The sequence below is a fragment of the Chitinophaga tropicalis genome, assembly GCF_009758205.1.
Lineage (GTDB): Bacteria > Bacteroidota > Bacteroidia > Chitinophagales > Chitinophagaceae > Chitinophaga > Chitinophaga tropicalis.
This window is the reverse complement of sequence record NZ_WRXN01000010.1, coordinates 132494-159033: the sequence shown is the minus strand read 5'-3', so window position 1 is coordinate 159033 and position 26540 is coordinate 132494. Positions and strand designations below refer to the sequence as shown.

Below are 26540 nucleotides of genomic sequence, written 5' to 3'. Positions count from 1 at the left end.
TCTCAACCAAAATCTAAATCGTAATAATATCAAAATCTAAATCGTAGTATGAGAGAGGCCAGCATCTCTTTATCCTGTTCTGCTAATATGTCAACCTGTTTGCTGCGGTATTGTAGTTTACGCAATAATGCAGGAGGGGAGATTTGTTCTGGGCCACTGTCGCAAAAATCGCAAATGACCATCCAGGTTCTTGCCGCCTTCTCCCGGGATGGTTTTTTCAACAACAATGTTTTACAAGTAAATAAATTGGTTTAATGCTATGAAACTGGGGTCTTAGCAATACAGGCCGGTGGCTTGCTATTGTAAGACTGGGACCGTTCAAAATCTAAATCGTCAACTAAAATCTAAATCGTTTATGAAGAGAGTATCGCTCTTTTTCACCATGCTTATGGTGAGCGTAACCTTGACGTATGCCCAACAACGTCAGATTACAGGAAAGGTTACGGGTGCCGATGGAGCGCCAATTCCTTTTGCCACCGTACAGATTAAGGGTACAAACACAGGGACTACCACAGATCAGGAAGGAAGTTTTAAATTAGTCGTTAACGGAAGTAATCCCGTACTGATAATAAGAAGCGTGGGTTTTGCAACACAGGATGTTACTGTAGGCGCTTCTGCTGCATTGAGCATTAAACTGAAAGATGAAGATAAAAACCTGCAGGAAGTAGTTGTAACTGCATTAGGTATCACCAGGAAGAAAAATGAGCTGGCATATTCAGCACAGACCGTTCAGGCAGAAGAGCTGAACAGAACACGTGATCCGAACGTAGTGAACTCCCTGTCCGGTAAAGTAGCAGGTCTGGAAGTAAGAAGGAACAGTACTATGGGTGGTTCTACCAACATCGTGCTGCGTGGTAACAAATCCTTCCAGAACTCAAACCAGGCGCTGTTTGTAGTAGATGGAGTTCCTATCGATAACTCTACTACCAACACGCAGGATCAGAGCACCGGCCGCGGTGGTTTTGACTATGGTAACGCTGCTTCCGATATCAACCCTGACGATATCCAGTCAGTGAACGTACTGAAAGGCGCTGCTGCAGCTGCATTGTACGGTTCACGCGCTGCAAACGGTGTGATCATGATCACTACCAAAAAGGGCAGAAGAGGCCTTGGTGTTACTATCAACTCAGGTCTCACTGTAGGTAAAATGGACAAGAGCACTTTCCCTAGATACCAAAACCAGTATGGCGCCGGTTATTATGACCAGGATGACTATACTTATGAATCTCCGGACGGACATTTCCTTTACAGGGATATTAACGGAGACGGTACAAACGATCTCGTTGTACCAATGTCTGAAGATGCTTCTTTCGGCGCCAAGTTTGATCCAAACCTGATGGTATATACTTATCAGTCTTTTGATCCTACTTCTCCTCTCTATAAAAAAGCAAGTCCCTGGGTAGCCGCTAAGAACGGACCTGCTTACTTCTTCAAGAACACATTAACTACCAATAACAGCGTAACCATAGACGGTGGAAATGACCAGGGTAATTTTAAACTGGGATATACCAAGACCGTAGAACAGGGTATGTTGCCAAACAGCCGCCTGGTAAAGGACATGCTGAACTTTGGCGCATCCTACAACATGACCAGCAAACTGACAGCCAGCGCTGCTGTGAATATGTCTAAAATTGATGGTAAAGGCCGTTATGGTACCGGTTATGACGAGTATAACCCTAACCAGGGCTTCCGCCAGTGGTGGGAGATGAACGTAGATCTGAAAGATCAGAAAGATGATTACTTCAGGACCAAACAGAATAAAACCTGGAACCTGAGGGACCCTGACAATCCGGTTCCCATCTACACTGACAACATGTATTTCATGCGATACGAAAACTACGAGAAAGATAGCCGTATCCGCTATTTCGGCAACGTAGCGCTGAATTATAAAGCAACCAGCTGGTTAAGTGTTCTGGGTAGGATCAGTATGGATACCTACACCCAGATGCAGGAAGAAAGGAACGCTATAGGTAGTAAGAACACTGCGTCTTATTCCCGTTATGACGGAACTTTCAGCGAGTATAACTATGACCTGATGCTGAATATTGACAAACAGCTTAACAGGGATTTCAAATTAACCGGCCTGGTAGGTGGCAACGTAAGACGTACCAATGTACAGTATGTACGTGCTCAGACAAATGGTGGCCTGGTGGTTCCAAAACTGTATTCTCTCTCTAACTCCGTAAACCCGATCGAGGCGCCTGTCGAAGCTGACAGTACCCTGCAGGTGAACGGTATATTTGCAAGCGCTGGCCTGGGATATAAGAACATGTTATTCCTGGATGTTACCGGCCGTCGTGATGAATCTTCCACATTGCCAAAAGGTAATAACTCTTACTACTATCCATCCGTATCACTCGGTTTCGTATTCTCTGAAGTAGTAAAAGCTCCGTGGCTGTCTTACGGTAAAGTACGTGTGAACTACGCTGAAGTGGGTAACAGTGCTCCTGCACAGGCACTCAATGATGCTTACATTAAACCAACAGGTTTTGGCAGCGTTCCTATCTTCACTGTACCTTCTACCAAAGCAAATGCTGACCTGAAACCGGAACGTACAAAGAGCTTCGAGACCGGTGCTGAACTGTCCTTCCTGGATAACCGTGTTGGCATAGACGTGACATACTACAGTTCAAAAAGTATTGATCAGATCCTCAGGCTGCCTGTTTCAAGAGCTACCGGTTATGATCAGGTATATATCAATGCTGGTACTATCAGCAACAAAGGTGTAGAAGTAAGCCTGAACTTAACTCCGGTTAAAATAAAAGACTTCTCCTGGGTAATTGGCGCTAACTGGTCCAGGAACAGAAGCAAGGTGATTGACCTGCCTGCCAGCGTAGACTTCATTCAGCTTAGCACAACATCATTACAGGGCGGTATCACTGTCGGTCACGCAAGGAATCAGGCTTATGGCGTGATCCGTGGCAGCGACTTCGTATATGATGCGGCTACCGGTAAAAAAGTAGTACAGGATGAAACCGGCGACAGCCCTGGTTATTATGCAAAAAGCGCTACTTCCAATGAAGTGATCGGTAACTATACTCCTGACTGGATTGGAGGTATCACCAATACATTCCGTTACAAAGATCTGACCCTCGGTTTCCTGATCGATATCAAGAAAGGTGGCGACGTATTCTCTCTTGACCAATACTATGGCCAGTCTACCGGTATCTATGCAGAAAGCGTAAGACTGAATGACCAGGGTAAATCTATCAGGGATGCAGTTGAAGATGGTGGTGGTATCATTTTCGATGGCGTAACTCCTGATGGTAAAACCAATACGCAGCGTGTACGCGTAAGCGGTACCCGTGGTCTTGGTGTGAACGGTTATCCTGCAAAACAGTTCGTATATGATGCAGGTTATGTTAAACTGCGTGAAGTGTCTCTGACATATTCTCTGCCTGTAAGCCTGATGAGCCGTATCAAGGCGTTCAAAGGCATCGATATCAGCCTGCTGGGACGTAACCTCTGGATCATTCACAAGAACCTGCCTTATGCAGATCCTGAAGAGAACCTGTCTGCTGGTAACATCCAGGGTTATCAGAGTGGTGTGTATCCTACCTACCGCAACTTTGGTTTCAATGTTAGGTTCAGATTTTAATCACCAGTTAAGAAAGAAAATTACATGAAAAAGATATTTGCTTATATATCAGTGCTAATGCTGGCAGCATCCTGCTCCGATTTGTCCAGCCTGAATGACGATCCGAAGAAGGCGACCGATGTGCCCGGAGATATGCTGTTCACTTCTGCCCAGAAGAACTTATACGATAACATGACGTCTAACAGCGTTAACCTGAACGTTTTCAGATTGCTGGCACAGCAGCAGGCGCAGGTAACGTATATTGACGAGAGCCGTTATGATCTTGCAACCCGTAATATTCCCCAGGCATTCTGGCATGCTCTGTACCGGGATGTGCTGGAAGATCTGTACGCTGCAAAGAACCTGATCAAAGGTGACTCTGCGCTTTCAGATATAGATCAGACCATAAAAGACAACAAACTTGCTATCATCGATATCAATGAGGTATATACTTACTTTGTCCTGGTAACTGCATTTGGCAACCTGCCTTATACTGAGACTATGAACGTTAATATACCGAACCCGACGTTTGACGACCAGAAAACAGTTTACCTCAATTTGCTGGATCGTCTGAAAACAGACGTAGCCGCACTGGACGCCAGTCAGGGCAGCTTCGGTTCACAGGACCTGGTTTATAAAGGAGATATCGGTAAGTGGGTTAAATTCGCAAATTCCCTCCGCCTGAAAATGGCCCTGGTAATAGCAGATAATGATGATACTAAAGCCCAGGCTGCCGCTGTTGTAAGTGAAGTAGCTTCCAACGTGTTTACTTCCAACGCAGATAACGCAGTGCTGAAATATCTCACTTCTCAGCCTAACACCAACCCTATCTGGGTTGACCTGGTGAACAGCAAACGTACCGACTATGTGATTGCCAGCACCCTGGTAGATCTTATGAATACACGTAATGATCCCAGAAGGCCTTTCTATTTCACTGCAGTTGCTTCAGGTAACTATGTAGGGGGTACTTATGGTTCCGGTAATGTATATTCTTCCTACTCTCATGTAAGCGCCAAAGTGACCGCTCCTGATTTCGAAGCATTGCTGCTGGATTACTCAGAAGTAGAGTTTGCACTGGCCGAAGCTGCTGAGCGCGGTTTGGCAGTAACAGGAACAGCTGCTGAACATTATACTAACGGTATCACTGCTTCCATCTCTTACTGGGGTGGCAGCGGAGAGCAGGTAACGACTTACCTGGCTCAGCCCTCAGTTGCTTATGCTACGGCAACAGGTACCTGGAAAGAAAAAATCGGTACACAGAAATACATTGCATTGTATAACAGGGGTTATGATGCATGGCTGGAATGGAGAAGACTGGACTATCCTATCTTTAATCCTCCGGTTGACATTGCTTATTCAAGCATTCCCGTAAGGCTGACTTACCCTGTAAGTGAACAGAACCTTAACGAGACAAAGTATGAAGAAGCCGCTTCAGCAATTGGCGGAGACAAACTGACAACCAAGCTTTTCTGGGATAAATTCTAAACATTTTTCCGTTAGATAGATGAAACGCTTCCTCCCTTTCAGGGGAGGAAGCGTTTTTTTACACTTGTATTTTATGTTAATGTTTCGCTAAAAAAAAAGATTGTCGTAGTTTCGCAAAAGTCTTTTTTTTATATATTAGCATAATCAGCTTCGGCTCAGATGTGATTTTAGATGGTATATGACTAGCGTTTTTGCTGTGGGACCTTTATTTTGTTAATTTTCTGAACCGTCTGTTAATCTATTTGTTATACCAAAAAGAGGACTCCATGCAACAGATCCAAAATCTAAATCAAACGTAATGATCAAAGCAACAAAAGTATAGCCAGGACTACTCGGTTTATTGCAAGCAATCTTAAGGTGATGTTTAATGTCTTCATTAGATCATACCGCCATGCCGGTGTGTTTATATTCAATTTGATGGTGTGACTCCATATCAATAAAAAACGCAATTATGTTTAAAAATTTACTTACTGTTTTACTAATCTGTTTAGTAACAGTTGCTTACGCTCAGCAACGCGAAATTGTGGGTAAAATCACAGGTGCAGACGGTGCACCTGTACCCTATGCCACAGTCCAGCTAAAGGGGACAACAAGGGGGACCACTGCTGACCAAAACGGAAACTTCCGTCTCCAGGTAGACGGAAACGATGCTGTCCTACAGGTAAGAAGTGTAGGATTTACAACTAAAGAAATAGCAGTTGGCTCAACCAGCAACGTGGCTGTTTCATTAACCCAGGATAACACGGCGCTACAGGAAGTTGTAGTAACCGGTATAGGTATCCGCCGTGAAAAGAAAGCTCTCGGTTACGCAGTACAGGACGTAAAAGGTGACGACCTGGTGAAAGCCAGCCAGGGAGACGCTTTAAGAGGCCTGTCTGGTAAAGTTGCCGGTTTACAGGTAACTGGTTCCGGAGGTACTCCCGGCGCTGCTACCTTTATTAAACTGAGAGGAACCAACTCGCTGACAGGTAGTAACCAACCCCTGTTTGTGGTAGATGGTGTTCCGATCGATAACTCACAGAACTACTCCGGCGACCCTTCAGATGGTACCAACCAGCTGCTGCAGGGTGCTACCAATACAAACCGTGGTGCAGATATCAACCCTAACGATATCGAGAGTATTACAGTCCTGAAAGGACCGGCTGCTGCCGCTCTTTATGGTATTGATGCTGCCAACGGTGCCATTATCATCACTACCAAAAAAGGTAAAGCCGGCCGTGTGAGTGTTGACTTCAGCACTGGTATTTCCTTTGACGCAGTGAACAGGTTGCCAAAGATCCAGAAGAAATATGGTAAAGGTTCCGGAGGGAATCTGGCTCCATTCACATCTTCCAACCGTTACTCATGGGGCCCTGATGTAGATACACTCTACTGGACCGGGGTTGCGAACGAATATGATCCGCACGGAGACGTGGTAGGTGCATCCAATGCCAACGCCAAGATCAAGTTCAAACCATATGATAATACAAAGGATTTCTGGAGAGTAGCTCCTACTTATCTCAACTCTCTTTCCTTTACAGGCGGTACAGATGTAGCTACTTACCGTGCATCAGTATCTCATAACTACCAGAATTCAATTGTACCAACACAATATAACCAGCGCTTCAACATCTCACTGGCTGGTCAGTTGAAAGTATCTGAAAAAGTAAGGTTGTCCAGCAGCATTAACTACACCAACTCTAACGGTAGTATGCCGCAGAACGGTAGTAACGTATCTGGTATCATGCTGGGTCTGACAAGAACGCCTGTTACCTTCAGTAATAATTATGATGGGCTGGATGCTGAAGATCCACGTGTTATCTATCATTCAAACGGTCTGGTTCGTTCCTACAGGAATGGCATATACGATAACCCGTACTGGACCATCCTGAAGAACCCATACCTGACCAACGTAAACCGTTTACTTGGTAACATACAGTTTGACTGGGATTTCCTGAAAGACTTCTCCTTTACTTACCGCATAGGTACAGACCTTTACCAGGATAACCGTCATCAGTATTACGAGATCCAGTCAGGCGCTTATCCTGGCGGCCGTATCTTTGATGACAGGTACACTTACAGAAGCGTAAACTCTGATGCGATCGTTACCTACGCCAAACAGTTATCGAAAGATTTTCGTCTGGATGTAAAAGTGGGTAATAACTATTACAGCCGTAAACTGGATGAGTTATATACTCAGGGCGATGGTCTTGTTGCAGCGGGATATGACAACATCAGTAATGCTACAACAGTTAAGTCTTATAACTATCCTACTCCTTACAGAAGGGTATCCGGTTACTTCGACATCAACCTGGACTACAGGTCAATGTTGTTCCTGGAAATTACAGGACGTAATGACTGGAGCTCTACACTGCCAAAAGATAAGAATAGTTTCTTCTATCCTTCTGCTAGCTTAGGCTTTGTATTTACAGAGCTTGAAGGTCTGAAAGGCGGAAGCATACTGAGCTTTGGTAAGGTACGCGCCTCCTTTGCCCAGGTGGGTAAAGATCCGGGTTCTTTCCTGACCAAATCTTTCTATGTACCTACTACATATGCTGATGGTTATACCAGCGGCGTTTCCTTCCCTTATAATGGTGTAAGTGGTTTCATCCTGAATAACGTGTTAGGTAACCCTAACCTGAAACCGGAGAAAACAAACTCTTACGAATTCGGTTTACAGTTACAGTTCCTGAACAACCGTATAGGCTTTGATGGAACTTACTACCACTCCAAAGGAACAGACCTGCTGGTACGTACTCCGTTAGCAGGTTCTACAGGTTTCCAGTATGTGAACCGCAACGCAGCTTCTATCCAGAACCATGGCTTTGAAGTGTCTGTAACAGCAAAACCTGTAATGGACAAGAACTTTACCTGGGAAACGTTCGTTAACTTCAGCATGAACAGAAGTAAAGTACTGGCGCTGGCTCCCGGCATCAACCAGATCACTGTGAACGGTTTTACCGGTACAACCATATCACATCTGCCTAACCAGCCGGCTGGTATTATCTATGCTTATGGCTGGAAACGTGATGATCAGGGCAGGATCGTGATCAGTGATCAGTCCGGCGACTTCGGTTATCCTGTTGTTTCTACAGAACAGACAAGGGTAGGTAACCCTAACCCTGACTTCCTGATGGGCTTCGGCAACACCTTTACTTACAAAGGATTTTCATTGTATGCACTGATAGACTGGAAAAAAGGCGGTGACATGTGGAATGGTACCCGCGGTTCCCTGCAGGCTATCGGTACATCTTATTACACTATCAACAGGGGTGAAAATCATCTCTTCAAAGGTGTGATGGGCCACCTGAACAGTGCCGGTGAAATAGTACACAATGAAGGTGGAGCAGAAAAACCAGGTGTAGGTGCTACCAATAGTACTGAAGTACCGCTGGATGAAGCCTGGTACCTGGGCAACGGTGGTGGTTTCGGTGCACAGACAGAAACCTTCATTGACGATGCTTCTTTTGTGAAACTGAGAGAAGTAACATTGGGTTATGATTTTAACACTGAAAAATTCAAGAACTCTAAATTTATTAAGGGCATTAATGTAAGCCTGTTTGCAAGGAATATCATCTTGTGGACTCCATATAAAGGTATAGATCCGGAAACCAGCCTTACAGGTGCTACCAATGCACAGGGTATAGACTATTTCAACATGCCGGGTACTTCCAGCTTTGGTCTGAACCTGAGATTTAAATTCTAACCCTTAAATGTTATGACTATGTTACGTATAACCAGATATATACTACCGATGATGTTCCTGTTGCTGATTGCACAGGGATGTAGAAAGTCATATTTCTATCGTGGAATTAATGACGACCCTTCCCAGTTACAGCGACCTACTCCGACTAACCTGCTGCCCAGTGTGATCCTGCAAAGCGCTTATACATGGGGTGGAGATGCTTCCCGTTTCCCATCTATTTTCATGCAGCAGACAACAGGTGCAGCTAACCAGTCTGCCAGCGCCAATAACTACAATATCACACCGGATGATGTGGATAATATGTGGTATGCAGGCTTCTATGGTGCTATTATGGGCAATATTGACACGCTGATCAGGATTGCTACATCTGATAATATGCCCCACTATGCAGCAGTTGGTAAGATCCTGCTGGCAAATGACCTGGCACAGGTAACAGATTTCTGGGGAGATGTTCCTTACTCTGAAGCTTTTCAGGGCCTGATCAACACCCAGCCTAAATATGACAGTCAGCAATCTATCTATACTGCCTTGCATGCCCTGCTGGACCAGGCTATTACTGCACTTGAAGCAGATGATGATAGCCCTTCAACACCAGGGTCTGAAGACCTGCTGTTTGGCGGCGATGTTAGCATGTGGATCAAATTTGCCCACTCTCTGAAGGCTAAATTATACCTGCATACAGTAAAAATAGATAATACCTCTGTTGCTAAAGGTCTGGCTGAGATATCTGAAGGGTTTGGCAGTGGAGAAGCTGCTTTTATAAAATTCGTGGGTAGTGATGCTGTGAGTACGCAGGCGCCCTGGTATCAGTTCAATACACAACGTGCGGACATTACCTTTGATGGTTACCTGAATGACCTGATGGCAGATGCCGGCGATCCCCGCTATGATGTGTACTATGATCCTTCTGATAATACCGCCCTGGGCGAACTGTATGGTTCAGCTAACTCCCCGGTTTATTTCATGTCTTATGACGAGCTGAAATTTATCGAAGCTGAACTGCAGTTCAGGAATGGAGATCTTGCTGCCGCTGCTGCCGCTTATAATGCAGCTGTGGAAGCTAACCTGACCAGGACTATCAACAATACAGCCTATGCTGCTACAGTGGCTAAAACAGCTGCAAATATCACGCTGAAAGACATCATCACTCAGAAATATATTGCCCTGTTCCTCAGCCCTGAAGTATGGACTGACTGGAGAAGAACAGGTTATCCTGAGCTGACCGCTCCTTCCGGTAATGTACTGAATGGAGAACTGCCCCGCACATTGTTCTATCCAAGCAGCGAGGTACGTTATAACTCTAATACCCCTGCCAATACAAGGCTTACACGCCGCGTATGGTGGGATGTACAATAGTAACAACTGGCCGCAGGCCAGATTTCTCTGCACTCACAAAAAAGCGCTTTAGCTCAATGCTAAAGCGCTTTTTGTTTTCAGGCCAGATCCTTCCCTAAAAAAGAGACCTTTCATTTTAAGCGCTCTTTTTTACATTTGTACCGCAAAAAAGCGAATAACATGGAAAATCAGCAGGAAGAACAGAATCAGCTTAATATCGAGCTGAGCGAGGAGATTGCGGAAGGTATCTACGCCAACCTGGCTATTATCACCCATTCCAATGCGGAATTTGTGGTGGATTTTGTGAATGTAATGCCGGGACTGCCCAAAGCCAGGGTAAAATCACGTATTATCCTGACGCCACAGCATGCCAAACGCTTCATGAAAGCTATGGTTGATAATATTAAGAAATATGAATCCGTACATGGTCCCATACAGGACCAGGAACCTGTTTCCCTTCCTATGAATTTTGGCGGACCAACAGCACAGGCCTGATAAACAGTAAATTGAATGAGCCAAATAGTATCCTACCCGCATCTGCTTGAGTTTACGAGAGCCGTTTTTATAAGTATGGGCTGTTCTGAAAAGGACGCCGCAACAGCCAGCGAAGTTTTGCTATCTGCCGACCTGAGAGGAATTGATTCCCACGGGGTAGCCCGCCTGAGCGGTTATGTACGCTTATGGGAAGCCGGCAGGATCAATGCTACACCCAATATCCGCGTTGTTCACGAAACACCCAGCACTGCAGTCGTAGACGGAGATAGCGGCCTCGGCCTTGTAGTAGCCCCTTTTGCTATGGCAGTAGCTATAGAAAAAGCAGCGGCCGTAGGCAGCGGATGGGTCAGCGTAAAGAATTCCAACCACTTTGGTATAGCCGGCCAGCACGCCATGATGGCGCTGGAAAAAGATATGATAGGCATGGCCATGACCAATGCCAGCCCACTGGTAGCACCCACCTTCTCTACAGAACGGATGTTAGGCACCAACCCCATAGCTGTGGCTATTCCTGCAAAGGAACAGCCGCCGTTCGTGGCCGATTTTGCCACCACTACCGCCGCTAACGGGAAGCTGGAGATACTGCAGAGAAAGAGCCAGGAAGCTCCTGCAGGCTGGATCCAGGATAAGGAAGGGCATTCCAGCACCAACCCGCATGAGCTGAAAGAGGGAGGCGCTTTGCTGCCCCTTGGGGGCGACCGTGAGCATGGCAGCCATAAAGGATATTGCCTCGGCGCCATAGTAGATATATTCTCTGCTGTGCTGTCAGGCGCTAATTATGGCCCCTGGGCGCCGCCTTTTGTAAGCTTCCTGCCCCTGGCGCCAGACCCGGTAGGACTGGGACTGGGTCATTTCCTGGGAGCAATGAGGGTAGACGCTTTCCGCCCGGCAGACGAGTTTAAGGAACATATGGACAAATGGATAGGCCGCTTCAGGTCAGCTGCCCCGGTAACGGGCGAAAAAGTGCTGATACCCGGCGATCCTGAGCGGGAAATGGAGCAGGAGAGAAGGACCGCAGGGATACCTTTGCTGGCTCCTGTAGTGAAAGATCTGAAAGAAGTGGCAGGAAAATTTAAATTGGATTTTTAAAGTAGCCATAAAGACCCGAACTTGCGGCTTTTTAGCAAACAAAGCTACCATCAAACATATAACAATTCAACAGCAAATGAAGATCTTAAAATTTGGCGGCACTTCGGTAGGAAAACCTGAACGTATGCATGCCGTGGCAAAGCTGGTGACTGCAGATGATGCTCCTAAAATAGTAGTATTGTCAGCTTTATCCGGAACCACCAACTCACTGGTGGAAATAGGGCAATCATTGTCTGAGGGTAAAAAGGAACAGGCAAAGGGCCAGATAGACAAGCTGGAAGCACATTACCGGACCTTCATCCAGGAGCTGGTGAAGCAGGACGCTGCACGTGCAAAGGCTACTGCTGTTGTGGACGAGCACTTTGAGTTCCTGAACATCATTCTTAAGATATCTTTTAACGAAGCGTTGAATAAAGACATACTGGCGCAGGGTGAATTATTATCTACCCGCCTGTTCAGTGTGTACCTGGAAGAAGCGGGTGTGGAAGCCGTACTGCTGCCGGCCCTGGACTTCATGAGCATAGACGAATATGAAGAGCCTGAAATACCCAAGATCAAGATCAAACTGGGCAACCTGCTGGAGAAGAATAAAGGTCAGCGCGTATTCATCACTCAGGGATATATCTGCCGCAATGCCAAAGGTGAGATAGATAACCTGAAACGTGGAGGAAGCGATTACTCTGCATCTCTTATCGGCGCTGCTATCCAGGCCAGCGAAGTGCAGATCTGGACAGACATTGACGGTATGCACAATAATGACCCCAGGGTAGTAAAGAAAACCTTCCCGATAGAGCAGTTGTCTTTTGACGAAGCAGCGGAGCTGGCTTACTTCGGCGCCAAGATCCTGCATCCTGCTTCTATCTGGCCTGCACAGCATTTCAATATCCCGGTGAAACTGCTGAACACTATGCAGCCTGAAGCAAAAGGCACCATTATTACCGAACTGCCCAGTGGCGACGGTGTAAAAGCCATCGCTGCAAAAGACGGCATCATCGCTATCAAGATCAAATCCAGCCGTATGCTCCTGGCTTACGGGTTCCTGCGCAAGATCTTCGAAGTGTTCGAGAAATACCGTACACCAATTGACATGATCACTACTTCCGAAGTAGCTGTATCTCTCACCATAGAAGGTTCTCCTTACCTGGATCAGCTGCTGAAAGAACTGCAGCCGTTCGGCTCTGTAGAACTGGACCACCATCAGACCATCGTATCTATTGTGGGTAACGAAGTAGCTGCTACTCCGTCTATCCTGAAAAAACTGTTCGATTCACTGAATGAAGTGCCATTGAGGATGATCTCTTACGGAGGCAGCCGTCATAACATTTCTATCCTGATAGGCGGACAGTACAAAGAGAAAACATTACAGCTGCTGAATAAAGGATTGTTCGGACTGGAATAATCTGACACATAAAAAAGAGAACTCCCGCAAATTTTGCGGGAGTTCTCTTTTTATATCAAATCTTATCTTCAAAATAACCTATCTTCTGCATAGAACTCACTTCCATTACATACACATCATACTCTTCCGTTATCTTCCCTTCCAGTATATAAAAACCACCCTTCTGAAAAGGATACCGGCGTAAGATGTCGGGAAAATGTACCGTATCAATAAAATGCCCGTTTACATCCATAAAAGTGCCGAAGCTCATCGGAATGCCTTTGGATGTATGAATGCCTTTGGTACAAACAAGATAACCAAGTGCAGATACCTGCTGCCCGATAAAGTTCTTAAAGTCTTTTGCCTGTATATAAGAGCGCTGTTCATGTTTTAAAACAGAGAAGGGAGAGCAAAGCGGAAACCCCAGCAATGCTATTTCATCAAAAGCATCTTCATGATCATGATAAGCCAGCGTAGGCAGCTGGCAGTCAGGCGCCTGCTCCCTGAAAAGCGGCTGCACATGCTCAGCATGCGCTGTTCTGTGCCTCAGCAGCAGGCTGCTTTTCCACAGTAATTCCTTCTTCGTGTGTACATCAAAATTGAAAGCGCCTACCCTGATAAGAATATCCAGCTGTTCCGGCGGAGCGTTGGTACGTGCAGTAAAATCTTCCAGGCTGGTATAAGGTCCATAAGCTTCCCGCTCTTTCAGTACGCCTTCCATCCATTTCACTTCAAGGCCTTCCACATGAATAAAACCGGTATAAACAGTATTGCCTGTTATTTTCGTGTAATAGTTGCTGTTATTGATGCAGGGAGGCTGAATGTCAACACCTGTTTTTGCCAGTTCCCGGAAATACAGTTCCCGGTTGTAAAACCCGCCAAAGTTGTTGATGACGGCTACCATGAACTCTGCCGGAAAATATGTCTTCAGGAACAGGCTCTGGTAGCTTTCCACTGCATAGCTGGCAGAGTGTGCTTTTGAAAAGGAGAAGCCGGAGAAGCTGGCTATTTGTCGCCATAGCTCTTTTGTCACATCTTCCGGTCTTTGCAACCTGCGGCAGTTGGCAAAGAACTGCTGTTCTATCTTCGCAAAATTGTCCTGTCCGCGGTATTTCCCTGCCATGGCCCTTCTCAGTATATCAGCATCTGCCAGGTCCATATCTGCATACTCATGTACTATCTTGATCACATCTTCCTGGTATACCATGATGCCGAATGTTTCTTCCAGTACTTCTTTAACAATAGGATGCAGGTATTGCACTTTATCCTTGTTACGGAAGTTGTGCACATATTGTCTCATCATACCGGATTGGGCCACCCCGGGACGTATTACGGAGCTGGCGGCAACCAGTGTGAGATAATCCTCGCATTGCAGTTTAAGGAGCAGCTGCCGCATAGCAGGCGATTCTATATAGAAACAGCCAATGGTATTCACCGTTTTCAGCGCATGACGGATATTGGGGTCTTTCATGAATGTTTTTACATCATGTATATCTATTTCCACGCCTTTATTTTCCCGGATAATGCTGATGGCATCCCTGATATGTCCAAGGCCGCGCTGGCTGAGTATATCAAATTTAAACAGGCCTATAGCTTCTGCCTGGTGCATGTCCAGCTGGGCAGTACTGAAACCTTTGGGAGGCATGTAAGTAGTGCAATGCTGATGAATGGGCGCTTCGCTGATCAGTATACCGCCTGCATGGATGCTGAGGTGGTTGGGAAAAGCCTTGCCTTCCCTGGCCATTAGCCGGCTGTACCTGAGAATGGTTTGTTGTACGTTGTCGCCGCTCAGGTCTGGTGTGAAAGGAGTATCCAGTATCCTGTCTATTTCATGTTTAGGCAGGCCGTATACTTTGCCTAATTCCCGGATGGTAGCGTTTTCCTGGAAGGTGGTAACAGTGCCCAGCAGGGCGGTATGTTCTTCTCCATATTTATCAAAAATGTATTGGATCACTTCATCCCTGTCCTTCCAGGAAAAGTCTATATCAAAGTCTGGCGGAGAGCTGCGGTAGGGATTGAGAAAGCGTTCAAAATAGAGGTTCAGGTCTATAGGGTCTACATCTGTGATCTGCAGGCAATAGGCCAGTATGGAATTGGCGCCGCTGCCCCGGCCAACGTAGAAGAAATCTTTTTCCCGGGCAAAGCGGATAATGTCCCAGGTAATGAGGAAGTAGCCGTTGAAGTGTTGCTGCTGTACAATGTCCAGCTCTTTTTCAATGCGCATGCGGGCCTCTGCATTGCTGGCCCCATAACGCTTCAGCATGCCTTCAAAGGCCAGTTTACGCAGCAGTGCATGATCTTCCTCTGCACTGCTGGTGAAGTATTTTTTATTGCGTGGGGTTTTGAAGTTGTAGTTGATATTACATTCATTCATGACCCGCAGGGTATTGCTGACAATGTGCGGATATTGTTCAAAGCTTTCTACCAGGTCTGCAGGATGAATGAAGGTCTCGTCCGGTTGTGCATGGGTATGTGGCTCCAGCTGGCTGATAAGTATGTTCTGATCAATAGCGCGGAGTATGCAGTGCAGCTGGTAGTAATCCTTATCCTGGAAGGTAACAGGTTGCAGCACCACCAGTTTATCCCGGTAGGGGAGTGTGTTGATGCGGAAGAGCTTATTCAGTTCCCTGGGCCTGATGCCCATCAGCTCATGTGCTGCCAGCTCGTTAAGCGGCATAGTGCCCCATGTGTAGATGGCAAAGACGCCTGGCAGGGCAGGGGCACGGTCGGGAAAGGGCAGTTCTTTATGCAGGTGTGTGGACAGGAAACGGTTTATCCGGAACCATCCGTCCATATCTTTTGCCAGCAGGATATATTTAAGGACATGGCCGTTCCTGCATTCCAGTCCGATGATAGGTTTGATGTAATATTCCTGGCAGACCTTTATAAAGTTCCATACATCTGAGGTGATGTTGATATTGGTGAGCGCCAGGGTGGTAACGGCTCTTTCATGGGCCATTTTTACCAGTTCCCGGGTATCTATGGTGCCATAGCGCAGGCTGAAGAATGTTTTGCAGTTGAGATACATGGTAGTGGTTTATCTCACTTTTGGATACGGAACGATACCGGGCGCTTTCACTTCATGCTTTTTCCCGGGCGGAATGGTGTTGGTACCCTTCATGAGATACTGCCATCCGAAGCGGTTTTTAATATTGTCTATAGCCTGGTAGAGGGAGATCATTTCCTGGGTATCGTCAAACAGGCTGATCTGGTGGTTGCCGTGTACCAGATGGCTGAAGCGTACGCCAATGAGCCTTACCAGCAGGCGTCTGTCATACAGTTTATGGAAAAGCTCTTTTACTTTTTCCAGCAGTATATGATCGCTGGAGGAGTAGGGAATGGTCATCTGTTTGGTGACGGTCTCAAAATCTGAATAGCGGATCTTAACGGTAACGCATCCGGTAAGTTTGTTTTGTTGCCGGAGCTCGAAGGCTATTTTTTCTGTCATGCGTACCAGTTCGGCATGCATGAATTTCATATCTATAGTATCGGTATGGAAGGTATTTTCTGTGGAGATGGATTTCTGTTCATGGTAAGGAATTACGGGAGAATCATCCAATCCGTTGGCCTTGTTCCATAAAGAGATGCCGTTTTTCCCCAGCCATGCCTCCAGCAGGGTAATGGGTACCTCACTGAGGGTCCTGATGGTTTCTACTCCCCGGCGGCGTAATTGTGCGGCGGTTTCTTTCCCTACCATGGGCAGTTTTTCTACAGGCATGGGAGCCAGGAAGGATTTTTCTTCGCCAAAGAAGATCTCCATTTGTCCGTTGGGCTTGGCCTCGTTGGTGGCTACTTTAGAGATCATTTTGTTAGATGCCAGCCCGAAGGAGATGGGGAGTTGTGTTTCCCGCATGATTTCCTGCCGGAGCTCGGCCGTCCATTTCATGGAGCCAAAGAATTTGTCCATGCCTGTGAGGTCCAGGTAGAATTCGTCTATGGAAGATTTCTCGTATAGGGGGGCATGGTTGGCAATGATCTCTGTGACTTCCCTGGAGAGTTTGCTGTATTTTTCCGGATCGCCTTTCCTGACAATGGCGTGTGGGCAGAGTTTGAGTGCTGTTTTCATGGGCATAGCGGAGTGGATACCGTAGCGGCGGGCTTCGTAGCTGCAGGCGGCTACTACGCCCCGGTCACTTATACCACCTACCAGTAAAGGTTTTCCTTTCAGGCTGTTGTCATCCCGGCATTCCACTGAGACAAAGAAGCAATCCAGGTCAAAGTGGGCAATAGATCTGTGTTGTAAAGAGATCATTCAGTTGGCGGCTTGTCCGGTAAAGGTACTAATATTTTTAGTTTATGCTAAAATAATTAGTAACGTCTTTCCTGCCGGCTATGGGCCAGTTCCGCTTTCAAAGGCTTTCGCGCAAGGATTTAATAACAATTAACAGGGTATAACGGTTTATATAAGTATAAAGGCAGGTACAGTATTTGCCGCAATTAAACGAACAAAACACATTTCTCATGAAAAAGCCGGAAATAGGCCAGGAACTGCTGTTATTGTTATTATTGATCTTGCCAATGGCTTACCTTGGGATAATCTGGCCTTATATGCCTGAAGTGATGCCAACAAACTTCAATGTAGATGGTGTAGCGGAACGGGTAGGGAATAAAAGTGACTTCCTCCTGTTGATGACCTTTCTTTTCTTCACCAATGGTTTGTTATATTTCCTGTTCCGGTACATTCCGCATGTGGAAGACCCGGAGATGACGCCCCATGAAATGGCTGTATACCACAGAAAGTATTACCAGATCCGTTTTATGATCCACATCTACCTGGCTATTTTCACTGCTGCCATTATCTTCATGGCCAGCCAGGGGCATCCTTTTGTAGTAGAACGCTGGGTATTTACAGGCGTGGGAATGCTGATAGGAGTATTGGGAATATACCTCAGACGCCTGGAGCCGAACTATTTCATAGGGGTACGTACACCATGGACATTACAGAGTGACGATATCTGGCGGTTAACGCATCACTTTGCCGGCACCCTGTGGTTATGTACAGGTATCGCTATGATCATTATAGGTTTTTTCCTGCCGGTAGTGACCGGTGTATTTCTTTTGATCTTTGCCGGTGCTATACTGGCTGCATTGCCCTATATCTATTCATTCAGACTGTTCCATACAGACAAAGGATAGTAGCATTAAAATAAAAAAGCCGGCGTGATTCACGCCGGCCTTTTCATATTATCTTTCAGCTTACCAGAGAAGGCTTCTGCCTGCCTCACGGAAAGGCCATGGTGTAAGGAGGAGTACAAGTATCAGGGTGATACCGAAGAAGATCAGCGCTTTCTTGTGCTTTAAAGCGTCTGTAGTGGCTTTCTTCACTTTAGACCTGCCAATGTGCACCAGTACAAAGGCAATAATGCCCATGGTAATGTGCTCAACAGCATAGAAACGTAATATGCCATCTTTCATAGCAGCTTTCATATCTCCCAATGCAGTTTGTACAGTAGGGCTTACAAAATACAGTAACAGACCTACCAGCAATTGTAAGTCAAAGAAGATCATGAAGAAAAGCCCTGCTTTGTTATCGGCGCCTGTAAAGGCAGTCTTACCACTAACGCCCTTAAACGCACGGAGAACAGCCCATATCCCGGCCAGCAAAATAGCCCATCTTAAAAGCGAGTGAATAATTAACAGCGTGTTATGCATAAAATAGTGAGTTGGATTTAGGGGCAAAAATAAGTCAAGGTAACTTGATAAAAAACTCAAACTGAGATACTATTCTAACAAGAATATTTGGTTATTATAAAAATTATATGCTAATTTTGTTAGTAATGTACTAAATTATTTAGATTATGTCAGTAGTATGCCGCAATTTAAAGTTCCTGCGTAAGCAGAAAGGCTGGACGCAGCAGGAGTTTGCTGATAAACTGGGAATTAAACGGTCCCTGTTAGGCGCTTACGAAGAAGAAAGGGCAGAGCCCCGTACAGAAGTACTGGAACTGGTAAGTGATATGTTCCGTGTATCGATTGATGATCTGTTACGGCGCGATGTAGGGTCTCAGAAAGAGAGCTTCCTGGAAAAACGCCGCCAGCAGAAAATGGCGAGTGACCGTCAGCAGATAGAATTTGTACCGGTAAAAGCAGCGGCAGGGTACCTGGCAGGATATAATGATGATGAATTCATTGAAGAACTGAACACCTTTACTCTTCCTATGATGGGCGCCGGCAGCTACCGCGCTTTTGAAATAGCGGGAGATTCTATGTTGCCTACACCTTCAGGCTCAGTAATAGTTTGTCATAAAGTAGATGGCTGGGAAGATATCCGTAACAATGAAGCATATATTGTTGTAACCAGCAGGGAAGGAATTGTATATAAACGTTTGCTGAAAAGCAACCGGAGCAAAGGGAAAGTAACCCTTGTATCTGATAACCCCCAGTACGAGCCTTATGCAGTAGGTATGGAGGAGATCCTGGAACTCTGGCAGTCTGATGCCATTATCAGCAAAACCGGTCAGCAAAGCAGGTTGAGTGTAAATCACCTGGCTGATATGGTTAGTCATTTGCAGGACCAGGTAAGTATGCTGAAGAAGAAAATGAAGAATTAATTCTCAGAAAAGTTTGCCCTCTTAAAACATTATTTCAGCAGATATTTATAGCAGGCCGCAGGCCAAACCCCGTTGTTCAGGAAACTGTTTTTGCCTTTGTAAAAGCGATTTCCTGAACAGTTTTTTGCGCTGGAAAATAGGATTACTTTTAGTGAATGAAAGAAAAAAGATTTTCCTTTAAGCGAGTGTTTTTTGCATATATCTTTGCGACACTACCGTTCTTTTTACTAGGTTCTGTATTGACACTTTTAAACATTACTCCTGTAACTGCCAATGGTAAAGAGTACCATGGCATCGACGGATTTCTTTCTTTTTTTGTGTGGATGCCCTTCTTCTGTATCTTATTTACCGTCCTTAATTGGCTTGTGTTGAATTTTGGTAATTATCTCTATGTGAAAATTTTTAAGATCTTTGGAAAAGAAGTGGAAGATTAATTTACCTTAAAAAACCTCCGCCGCAACTTTAAACGTATTACAATGCGCATTCACAATATCTTTGATATGCGTTGAATACCCACCACCCATAGCCACAGCACAAGGAATATCATGCTTCTTCAATATACTGAACACCAGCTCATCCCGCTGTCTGCAACCCTGTGCAGTAACTTTTAATTTACCATATCTGTCAGTCTCCAGTATATCTACCCCAGACAGATAAAACACAAAATCAGGTTTCACTTTATTGATCAGTACAGGCAAACAATCTTTCAGTGTATTGAGATAATCCGTATCATTCATACCATCAGGCAACGGTACATCCCAGTCAGAAGTTTCTTTATGAAAAGGATAGTTATGTGCCCCGTGCATACTGAATGTATAGACCTCCGGTTTCCCTTCAAAGATAGCAGCACTGCCATTACCCTGATGTACATCCAGATCTATGATCAGCACCTGTTTAACGAGCCGCTGCTGCAGCAGATAATTAGCAGCAATAGCAAAGTCATTTAACAGGCAGAAGCCTTCGCCCCTGTCAGCAAAAGCGTGATGTGTACCTCCTGCAACATTGAGCGCTACACCGTGTTCCATAGCATGCAACGCACAATCTATTGTACCCTGGCAAATTACTATTTCACGTAAGGTCAGCGCGGGCGATTGCGGTAATCCTATACGCCGTTGTTCTTTATCTGACAATGTCTGGTATTGTAACTGCCTCCAGTAATGAAGTGTATGTGTAAGCAGTATAGTAGCTTCATTGAGCGGAGCGGGAGTATGTATCTGCTGTTCGGTAATAACTCCTTCCCGTAGCAGCTGCGCTGGTATCAGCTCATACTTCACCATAGGGAAACGATGGCCTTCCGGAAGCGGATGTGCATATATAGGATCGTAGGCAACAAGCATCAGTTCACTTTTAAAACACTGTTTTCAGCAATGACAAATACAGCTTCATCTTCTTCAGGCCTGAGCATGGCTAGACCGGTGAAGCGGCCAAAAGCAGGCAATATGCTGCAGTTCCTGCCAAAGTAAAAACAGGGAAGGCGCAGATGCTGCCTGCCGGCGCCTGCTACGAGAATACCCGGGTGCAGATGCCCCGAAAAGGTGTAACCTGCGGTATTGTCGGCACAGGGCTCATGCACAAAGTGAATATCCCTGATACATAGATCTTCATATACTTCTACGTTCATAGAATGATAGACAGCGGCAGGAAGTATATCATGATTCCCTTTTACCAGCCTGAAGCTGATATGCGCAAACTGTTGCCGCCAGAGTTTGAAATAAGGCACTTCATTATTTTCCTCACTATGGAACATATCTCCTACAATGATGATCTGTGAGGGATTGTATATTGTAATGAGACGTTGCAGCCGGAACAGGTCGTCCTGCCCGATATTGGCAGGAACGGCAATACCTGATTTCCTGAAATGTGCGGATTTGCCCAGGTGCAGATCTGATACGATCAATGCCTGTTCTTCTTTCCAGAAAATGGCCCTTTGGGCTGATAAATGCCAGGTCTGTTCCTGGTGATGATAGATCACTTCCTCCATAGCTTGGATAAAACTACACTAAATCTTTCGTTGTGTATTTGTTTGACATTATATCTGCGGACGCATTTTTTTGATCCTGTCTTCCAGCTTCTCACTGGTCAGGTTTTCCCGCAGGCTATCTACTTTAATGGGGAAACAGAAAGGCGTAAGACTTTCCGGTTCCGTGATGATGATATGACTTTTGTTGATGCGTTCCAGGCTTTCCCGCAGGCGGGCCTCTTCCATCTGGTAGAAGAACGCTTCATTGTATGCCTGTTTCAGCAGCAGGTTCTGTGGATCATAATCTTTGAACACGTTGAAAAGAAGAGATGCTGATGATTGCAGGTGACGGCTGGCTTTATGTTTTCCGGGATATCCCTGGAAGATGAGCCCGGCTATCACCGCTATATCACGGAACTTACGACGCGCCATTTCCGTGGCGTTGACACTGGCCTGCAGGTCAGTTCCCAGGTTGTTGAGAGAGAAGAGATCATATACATCTTCATCTGTAACGGGAATAGGCTGATCGGACAGCAGTTCGAAGCCATAATCGTTCATTGCCATAGAGAAGGTGATGGGCTGCCGTTTACTGATCCTGTATGCCAGCAGGGCCGCCATGACCTCATGTACCAGTCGCCCTTCAAAAGGATATACGAACAGGTGATGACCATCTTTTGTGGTGATCTTTTCTACCAGCAGCTCATGTTCTTTCGGTACGTGAGACAGCCGTTCCTGCAACTCAAACAGCGGTCGGAGTATGAGCAGTTCCGGTTCCCGGGTATGGGCTGAAAGCGCCTGGCTGAAGGTGCGGCGTAATACTTTACCCAGGTTGGCGGAAAGGGGAAGGCGTCCTCCCATCCAGCTGGGAACAATAGCCCGTTTGGCGTTAGACTTGCGTACCAGCACGGTCATATCCTTGATCATCGCAAATTCCAGTATGCGTCCGCCCAGGCTGAAGGTATCTCCCGGTTGCAGCCGTGCTACAAACCATTCTTCTATCATGCCTATATAGCCACCGCTCATGAATTTGACTTTCAGCATGGCATCGCTGACGATGGTGCCGATATGCAGGCGGTGACGCATAGCCATCATGCGGCTGCGGCAGATGAAGAAGTCGTTCTCTCTTTCCAGCTTTTTAAATTCATCGTAGCTGTAAAGGGCTTCGCCGCCGGTAGAAAGAAAGGAAAGTATCCATGCCCATTCATCAGGCGTGATCTCCCTGAAGCAGAAAGTAGCTGTTATTTCTTCCCATATTTCAGGCGCGTAAAAGCCGTCGGAGATGCCGAGGGTCATCAGGTATTGCAACAGCACGTCGAAGGCTAAAATGACGGGCATACGGCTTTCTACAAGCTGTTCTTTCATAGCTGCCTTGAGGGCGGCGGCTTCCACCAGTTCCAGGCTATGGGTAGGCAGGAACCATATCTTGCTGACGGCGCCGGGCTGGTGGCCGCTACGGCCGGCCCTTTGCAGGAAACGGGCCACACCTTTGGGGCTGCCTACCTGTATGACGGTATCTACGGGTCTGAAATCCACCCCCAGGTCAAGGCTGGAAGTACATACCACTGCTTTCAGCACGCCTGTATGCAGGGCTTCTTCCACCCATATACGCAGCTCCATGTCAATAGAGCCATGATGCAGGGCTATGGCGCCTGCCAGCTCCGGGCACTGGCGGAGTATTTCCTGGTACCAGATCTCTGTCTGCGATCTTACATTCGTGAAGATGAGGGTGGTTTGGCTATCCATAATAATGGGCAGCGCTTTATACAGCAGCTTTGTGCCCAGGTGACCGGCCCACGGATATTTCTCTATTTCGTCAGGGAGTATGCTTTGTAAAGCTATCTGTTTATCCAGCCTGGCGCGTACTATAACGGCTTGCGGGTCCGGTCGTCCCAGCAGGACGTCCATGGCTTCTTCCAGGTTGCCTATGGTAGCTGAGATGCCCCATACTTTTAATGGCGGGCGGCCGGCCTTCCGGGCTAGCCCGCGAAGACGGCTCAGCCCCAGCTCTACCATCACCCCTCTTTTGCTGCCCAGCAGCTCATGCCATTCATCTGCCACTACTGTGGTGAGGTGGGTAAATACTTTCGGGTATTCCTTTTGTCCCATAAGCAGGTGCAGGCTTTCCGGCGTGATGAGCAGTATTTCCGGCATCTGCCTTTTCTGTTGCTGACGGGTGGCGGTAGAAGTATCGCCACTACGAATGCCTACCTGCCAGGGCATGTCCAGTTCCTGCAACACTTCTTCCATGGCGCGCGCAATGTCTTTGGCCAGCGCCCTTAGCGGCGTGATCCATAGCATTTGCAGTCCATTCTTTGTTTTCTGCCGATAATTTTCCGGGTGACGGTTGATCCAGTCTATCACTACCGCCAGGAACAGGGAGAAGGTCTTACCATAACCGGTAGGTGCATTTACAAGGCCTGATCTGCCCTGCAGGTAATGTTTCCAGGCTTCTTCCTGGAATACAAATGGCTGACGTTCCCTGGCAGCCAGCCAATCTGTTATCACTTGCCATCCTCTCGTGTTTTTCATGGGAGAATGAAATTAGTCTTTTTCCGGCTGCGCTGCACAGAAAAAAACTTATTTCAGAAGATTCATAGTGCCTGTCCTGATCAGCACACTATCGCCTGCCTGCAGCTTATCAAGACTTTCCTTGTTTACAAAGTCCAGCATATTGAAATAGGAACTTGTACAGGAACTAAACGCCCCATTTGTCTGGGAGAAAAAGTAATCGAATAATGGCAGGGTAATAGTGTGCTTGTTCCTGACAATGGTGAACTGGTATCTGCCTATGCAGTAATTGCCACCACCGGGAATAGGATAACAGGTAATTTCCGGAGGATATTGCCTCAGCCTGATGTTGGCATTGGCACAATTCATGGTTGTGCTGCCGGGCGAATAGGTAGGGATAGTGTCTTTAGAGATCAGCAAAGAAGAATTGCCTGCCAGGTTGACCATCTCATATACCAAAGGATCACCATAGTTGCCGGCATACCCGGTTTTAACGATCACGCTGTCACTATCAGTATATTCTATGGATATCTCCTGTTTCGTGGTATCTGGTCCGTCTTTCAGAGAAAAGGAAGAGCTGAGTTTGTGGCGTTGTACAAAACTGCTGATAAACACTTTGTCTGTGATAGCCCTGTCTTTTGTATAAAGTGTAAGGGAGTGATGGGTAATAACCCCGGAGCTTTTGTAAGTGCCGGCAGAAAGGCTGGAATTCTCATCTTTTTTACAGGACAAGAAAGGTATAATGCAGCATAATGCTGCCAGTATGTTGTGTTGCATAGAGGTGGGGTAATTGTATTGTCACTACAAGATAATCAGAAAAATGTTGATTGTGCTTAGGTGTACCAGGAATTCACTGTTATTTTTTCAACGTATTTCCCGGAGGTTCACTTCCTGTCCGGATACCTCCAGCTGGTGCATCACTCCGCATTTCAGCGCATAGTTATCCCGTTGATGGCCAACAGGGAAATTGAAGCAGACGGGATATTTATAGTCCTTCACTTTTTCCATTACAATATCATATACGGTCCTTCCAAATTCCTCTCCGGGATCGTCCGGTTTGATGCGGTTAAAACCGCCTATTATCAGCCCTGCCAGGTTATCCAGCTTATGTGAGCGCTGCAGGTTGTTGAACATGCGGTCAAGGCTGTAGAGGTATTCGCCCACTTCTTCCAGGAAAAGGATCTTGCCGATGGTGTCGGGTTCTGAGTTTGTGGCAGCTACACTCTGTATCATAGAGAGATTGCCGCCAATCAGTATACCGCTGGCAGCGCCTGTTCTGTTACGGGAATCGGAGAAGGTGGTATATGCCAGCTGTTGCCCCATCAGGGCATCGCGGATAGAGAGAATGGTTTGCTGTACAATAGGCTCTGACTTACTGAAATCTTCCGGGAAGCTGTTGCACATCTTGGAATGCAGGGTAGCTATACCAAACAGGCGGTTAATATGGCAATGCAATACGGTGATATCACTGAAACCTATTACCCATTTAGGATGTTCTGAGAAGTATTTAAAATTCAGCCTGTCTATTATCCTGGCGCTGCCATAGCCGCCCCTGGCGCACATAATGGCATGTATGCCGGGATCGTCCAGCATGGCCTGCAGGTCCTGTGTACGTTCATCATCTGTACCGCCAAAACTGAAGTCAGAGCTGTTAACGGTATTTCCTATATGTATCTTAAATCCCCAGCTTTCCATAATACGGATAGCGGGTTTTATTTCATCGAGGGTAATATGACCGGCGGGACAGGTAATACCGATGGTATTGCCGCGTTTAAGACAGGGGGGAATAAGCTGTGCGCCTTCAGCCTGTTGAAGAGCGCCTGCGGCTTTATGTAAACGGCCTAATACCGGTAATCCGAACCCGGTGCTGGCCAGAGTGGTCAGGAAATGTTTACGGTCCATAGTATTAACAGATCAGTATACGACCCTGTGGGTAGCCTTGATCACCGACATTACGAACACACTTTCCATGTGACGGATATTGTCCAGTTCACCAAGTTTATTCACGTTAAATTCATGATAAGCATACATGTCTTTTACCTGTACTTTCAGCATGAAATCAAACTGGCCGGAGATGTTAAGGCATTCCATTACTTCAGGGAAGGAGGTGATCTCTTTAATGAATTTACCACCTGCTTTTTTACCATGTTCCTTGAGGGAGATATAGCAGAGCACTGTAAGTGCTTTATCTATTTTACTGGGATCAACAATAGCTGCATACTGCCTGATCACACCTGCCTGTTCCATTTTGCGGATACGTTCGTACACCGGGGTAGCGCTCAGGTTGAGGCGCGCTGCCAGGTCGCGGATGGTCATTTTGGCATCTTCTTCCAGTAGCTGAAGAATGGCGATGTCTTTTTCATCCAGCGTAATGTCGCTTGCGTTATCTTTCTTGGTGTTAGTCAGGTTGTTCATATCAGTATAGAATAATGTTCCGATAATTTAGTAAATTTAAGTATAATTTACTAAATTTTATT

The 26540-nt window shown here is 46.3% G+C and carries 18 protein-coding genes; 9 read left to right on the top strand and 9 right to left on the bottom strand.

What is annotated here, in order from left to right; translation table 11 throughout:
- The first annotated feature begins 355 nt into the window (after nucleotides 1-355).
- From GO493_RS21075 to GO493_RS21045, 7 genes are all read left to right on the top strand, one after another.
- Nucleotides 356-3598, top strand: coding sequence for a SusC/RagA family TonB-linked outer membrane protein (locus tag GO493_RS21075; protein WP_157308213.1), 3243 nt, complete (start codon nucleotides 356-358; stop codon nucleotides 3596-3598).
- A gap of 24 nt (nucleotides 3599-3622) precedes the next feature.
- A complete protein-coding gene (locus GO493_RS21070; protein ID WP_157308212.1) occupies nucleotides 3623-5062 on the top strand; it encodes a SusD/RagB family nutrient-binding outer membrane lipoprotein in 1440 nt (479 codons plus the stop codon).
- Between the two features lie 451 nt (nucleotides 5063-5513).
- Nucleotides 5514-8747 carry a SusC/RagA family TonB-linked outer membrane protein gene (locus GO493_RS21065; RefSeq protein ID WP_157308211.1) on the top strand — a complete coding sequence of 1078 codons (3234 nt, stop codon included), beginning with the start codon at nucleotides 5514-5516 and terminating at the stop codon, nucleotides 8745-8747.
- Between the two features lie 18 nt (nucleotides 8748-8765).
- Nucleotides 8766-10103, top strand: coding sequence for a SusD/RagB family nutrient-binding outer membrane lipoprotein (locus GO493_RS21060; protein ID WP_198315786.1), 1338 nt, complete (start codon nucleotides 8766-8768; stop codon nucleotides 10101-10103).
- A gap of 159 nt (nucleotides 10104-10262) precedes the next feature.
- Nucleotides 10263-10577 (top strand): DUF3467 domain-containing protein, encoded by a 315-nt coding sequence (locus GO493_RS21055; protein ID WP_157308209.1) that lies wholly within the window; start codon nucleotides 10263-10265, stop codon nucleotides 10575-10577.
- Nucleotides 10578-10592: 15 nt separating this feature from the next.
- Nucleotides 10593-11666, top strand: coding sequence for an Ldh family oxidoreductase (locus GO493_RS21050; protein ID WP_157308208.1), 1074 nt, complete (start codon nucleotides 10593-10595; stop codon nucleotides 11664-11666).
- A gap of 76 nt (nucleotides 11667-11742) precedes the next feature.
- The gene (locus GO493_RS21045) at nucleotides 11743-13065 is read left to right on the top strand and encodes an aspartate kinase (protein ID WP_157308207.1); all 1323 of its coding nucleotides are present in this window, start codon (nucleotides 11743-11745) and stop codon (nucleotides 13063-13065) included.
- A 55-nt stretch (nucleotides 13066-13120) separates the two neighbouring features.
- Here the strand turns inward: GO493_RS21045 and GO493_RS21040 are convergent, their stop codons facing one another.
- Both GO493_RS21040 and dinB read right to left on the bottom strand, forming a co-directional pair.
- Complete coding sequence (locus tag GO493_RS21040) at nucleotides 13121-16072, bottom strand: DNA polymerase III subunit alpha (protein ID WP_157308206.1); 2952 nt, start codon at nucleotides 16070-16072, stop codon at nucleotides 13121-13123.
- A gap of 9 nt (nucleotides 16073-16081) precedes the next feature.
- Nucleotides 16082-17296: a DNA polymerase IV gene (dinB, locus tag GO493_RS21035; RefSeq protein ID WP_157308205.1), complete on the bottom strand. Its 1215-nt coding sequence runs from the start codon at nucleotides 17294-17296 to the stop codon at nucleotides 16082-16084.
- A 209-nt stretch (nucleotides 17297-17505) separates the two neighbouring features.
- On the opposite strand from dinB, the gene GO493_RS21030 reads away from it, so the two are divergent.
- Entirely contained in the window at nucleotides 17506-18180 is a 675-nt protein-coding gene (locus tag GO493_RS21030) for an SdpI family protein (protein ID WP_157308204.1), read from the top strand.
- A 60-nt stretch (nucleotides 18181-18240) separates the two neighbouring features.
- Here the strand turns inward: GO493_RS21030 and GO493_RS21025 are convergent, their stop codons facing one another.
- Complete coding sequence (locus GO493_RS21025) at nucleotides 18241-18696, bottom strand: cytochrome B (RefSeq protein WP_157308203.1); 456 nt, start codon at nucleotides 18694-18696, stop codon at nucleotides 18241-18243.
- 146 nt (nucleotides 18697-18842) lie between these two features.
- Between GO493_RS21025 and GO493_RS21020 the strand changes: the two genes are divergently transcribed.
- On the top strand, nucleotides 18843-19595 hold the full coding sequence (locus GO493_RS21020; RefSeq protein WP_157308202.1) for an XRE family transcriptional regulator: 753 nt from the start codon (nucleotides 18843-18845) through the stop codon (nucleotides 19593-19595).
- A gap of 440 nt (nucleotides 19596-20035) precedes the next feature.
- Here the strand turns inward: GO493_RS21020 and GO493_RS21015 are convergent, their stop codons facing one another.
- The 6 genes from GO493_RS21015 to GO493_RS20990 all read right to left on the bottom strand — a co-directional run bounded on the left by GO493_RS21015 (nucleotide 20036) and on the right by GO493_RS20990 (nucleotide 26478).
- Nucleotides 20036-20932, bottom strand: coding sequence for a histone deacetylase family protein (locus GO493_RS21015; RefSeq protein WP_157308201.1), 897 nt, complete (start codon nucleotides 20930-20932; stop codon nucleotides 20036-20038).
- On the bottom strand, nucleotides 20932-21576 hold the full coding sequence (gene pdeM / locus GO493_RS21010) for a ligase-associated DNA damage response endonuclease PdeM (RefSeq protein ID WP_157308200.1): 645 nt from the start codon (nucleotides 21574-21576) through the stop codon (nucleotides 20932-20934). The genes GO493_RS21015 and pdeM overlap by 1 nt, the downstream gene beginning before the upstream one ends.
- A 48-nt stretch (nucleotides 21577-21624) precedes the next feature.
- Nucleotides 21625-24084 (bottom strand): ligase-associated DNA damage response DEXH box helicase, encoded by a 2460-nt coding sequence (locus tag GO493_RS21005; RefSeq protein WP_157308199.1) that lies wholly within the window; start codon nucleotides 24082-24084, stop codon nucleotides 21625-21627.
- Between the two features lie 48 nt (nucleotides 24085-24132).
- Nucleotides 24133-24840, bottom strand: a complete 708-nt coding sequence (locus tag GO493_RS21000; protein WP_157308198.1) for a hypothetical protein — start codon at nucleotides 24838-24840, stop codon at nucleotides 24133-24135.
- An 87-nt stretch (nucleotides 24841-24927) separates the two neighbouring features.
- Nucleotides 24928-25965, bottom strand: coding sequence for a S66 peptidase family protein (locus tag GO493_RS20995; RefSeq protein WP_157308197.1), 1038 nt, complete (start codon nucleotides 25963-25965; stop codon nucleotides 24928-24930).
- 12 nt (nucleotides 25966-25977) lie between these two features.
- Nucleotides 25978-26478, bottom strand: a complete 501-nt coding sequence (locus GO493_RS20990) for an Lrp/AsnC family transcriptional regulator (RefSeq protein ID WP_157308196.1) — start codon at nucleotides 26476-26478, stop codon at nucleotides 25978-25980.
- Between the last annotated feature and the right edge of the window lie 62 nt (nucleotides 26479-26540).

Bases quoted from the DNA above. Each gene is read 5' to 3' on its own strand.
- GO493_RS21075 (WP_157308213.1), top strand. From the start codon at position 356: ATGAAGAGAGTATCGCTCTTTTTCACCATGCTTATGGTGAGCGTAACC.
- GO493_RS21070 (WP_157308212.1), top strand. From the start codon at position 3,623: ATGAAAAAGATATTTGCTTATATATCAGTGCTAATGCTGGCAGCATCC.
- GO493_RS21065 (WP_157308211.1), top strand. From the start codon at position 5,514: ATGTTTAAAAATTTACTTACTGTTTTACTAATCTGTTTAGTAACAGTT.
- GO493_RS21060 (WP_198315786.1), top strand. From the start codon at position 8,766: ATGTTACGTATAACCAGATATATACTACCGATGATGTTCCTGTTGCTG.
- GO493_RS21055 (WP_157308209.1), top strand. From the start codon at position 10,263: ATGGAAAATCAGCAGGAAGAACAGAATCAGCTTAATATCGAGCTGAGC.
- GO493_RS21050 (WP_157308208.1), top strand. From the start codon at position 10,593: ATGAGCCAAATAGTATCCTACCCGCATCTGCTTGAGTTTACGAGAGCC.
- GO493_RS21045 (WP_157308207.1), top strand. From the start codon at position 11,743: ATGAAGATCTTAAAATTTGGCGGCACTTCGGTAGGAAAACCTGAACGT.
- GO493_RS21040 (WP_157308206.1), bottom strand. From the start codon at position 16,072: ATGTATCTCAACTGCAAAACATTCTTCAGCCTGCGCTATGGCACCATA.
- dinB (WP_157308205.1), bottom strand. From the start codon at position 17,296: ATGATCTCTTTACAACACAGATCTATTGCCCACTTTGACCTGGATTGC.
- GO493_RS21030 (WP_157308204.1), top strand. From the start codon at position 17,506: ATGAAAAAGCCGGAAATAGGCCAGGAACTGCTGTTATTGTTATTATTG.
- GO493_RS21025 (WP_157308203.1), bottom strand. From the start codon at position 18,696: ATGCATAACACGCTGTTAATTATTCACTCGCTTTTAAGATGGGCTATT.
- GO493_RS21020 (WP_157308202.1), top strand. From the start codon at position 18,843: ATGTCAGTAGTATGCCGCAATTTAAAGTTCCTGCGTAAGCAGAAAGGC.
- GO493_RS21015 (WP_157308201.1), bottom strand. From the start codon at position 20,932: ATGCTTGTTGCCTACGATCCTATATATGCACATCCGCTTCCGGAAGGC.
- pdeM (WP_157308200.1), bottom strand. From the start codon at position 21,576: ATGGAGGAAGTGATCTATCATCACCAGGAACAGACCTGGCATTTATCA.
- GO493_RS21005 (WP_157308199.1), bottom strand. From the start codon at position 24,084: ATGAAAAACACGAGAGGATGGCAAGTGATAACAGATTGGCTGGCTGCC.
- GO493_RS21000 (WP_157308198.1), bottom strand. From the start codon at position 24,840: ATGCAACACAACATACTGGCAGCATTATGCTGCATTATACCTTTCTTG.
- GO493_RS20995 (WP_157308197.1), bottom strand. From the start codon at position 25,965: ATGGACCGTAAACATTTCCTGACCACTCTGGCCAGCACCGGGTTCGGA.
- GO493_RS20990 (WP_157308196.1), bottom strand. From the start codon at position 26,478: ATGAACAACCTGACTAACACCAAGAAAGATAACGCAAGCGACATTACG.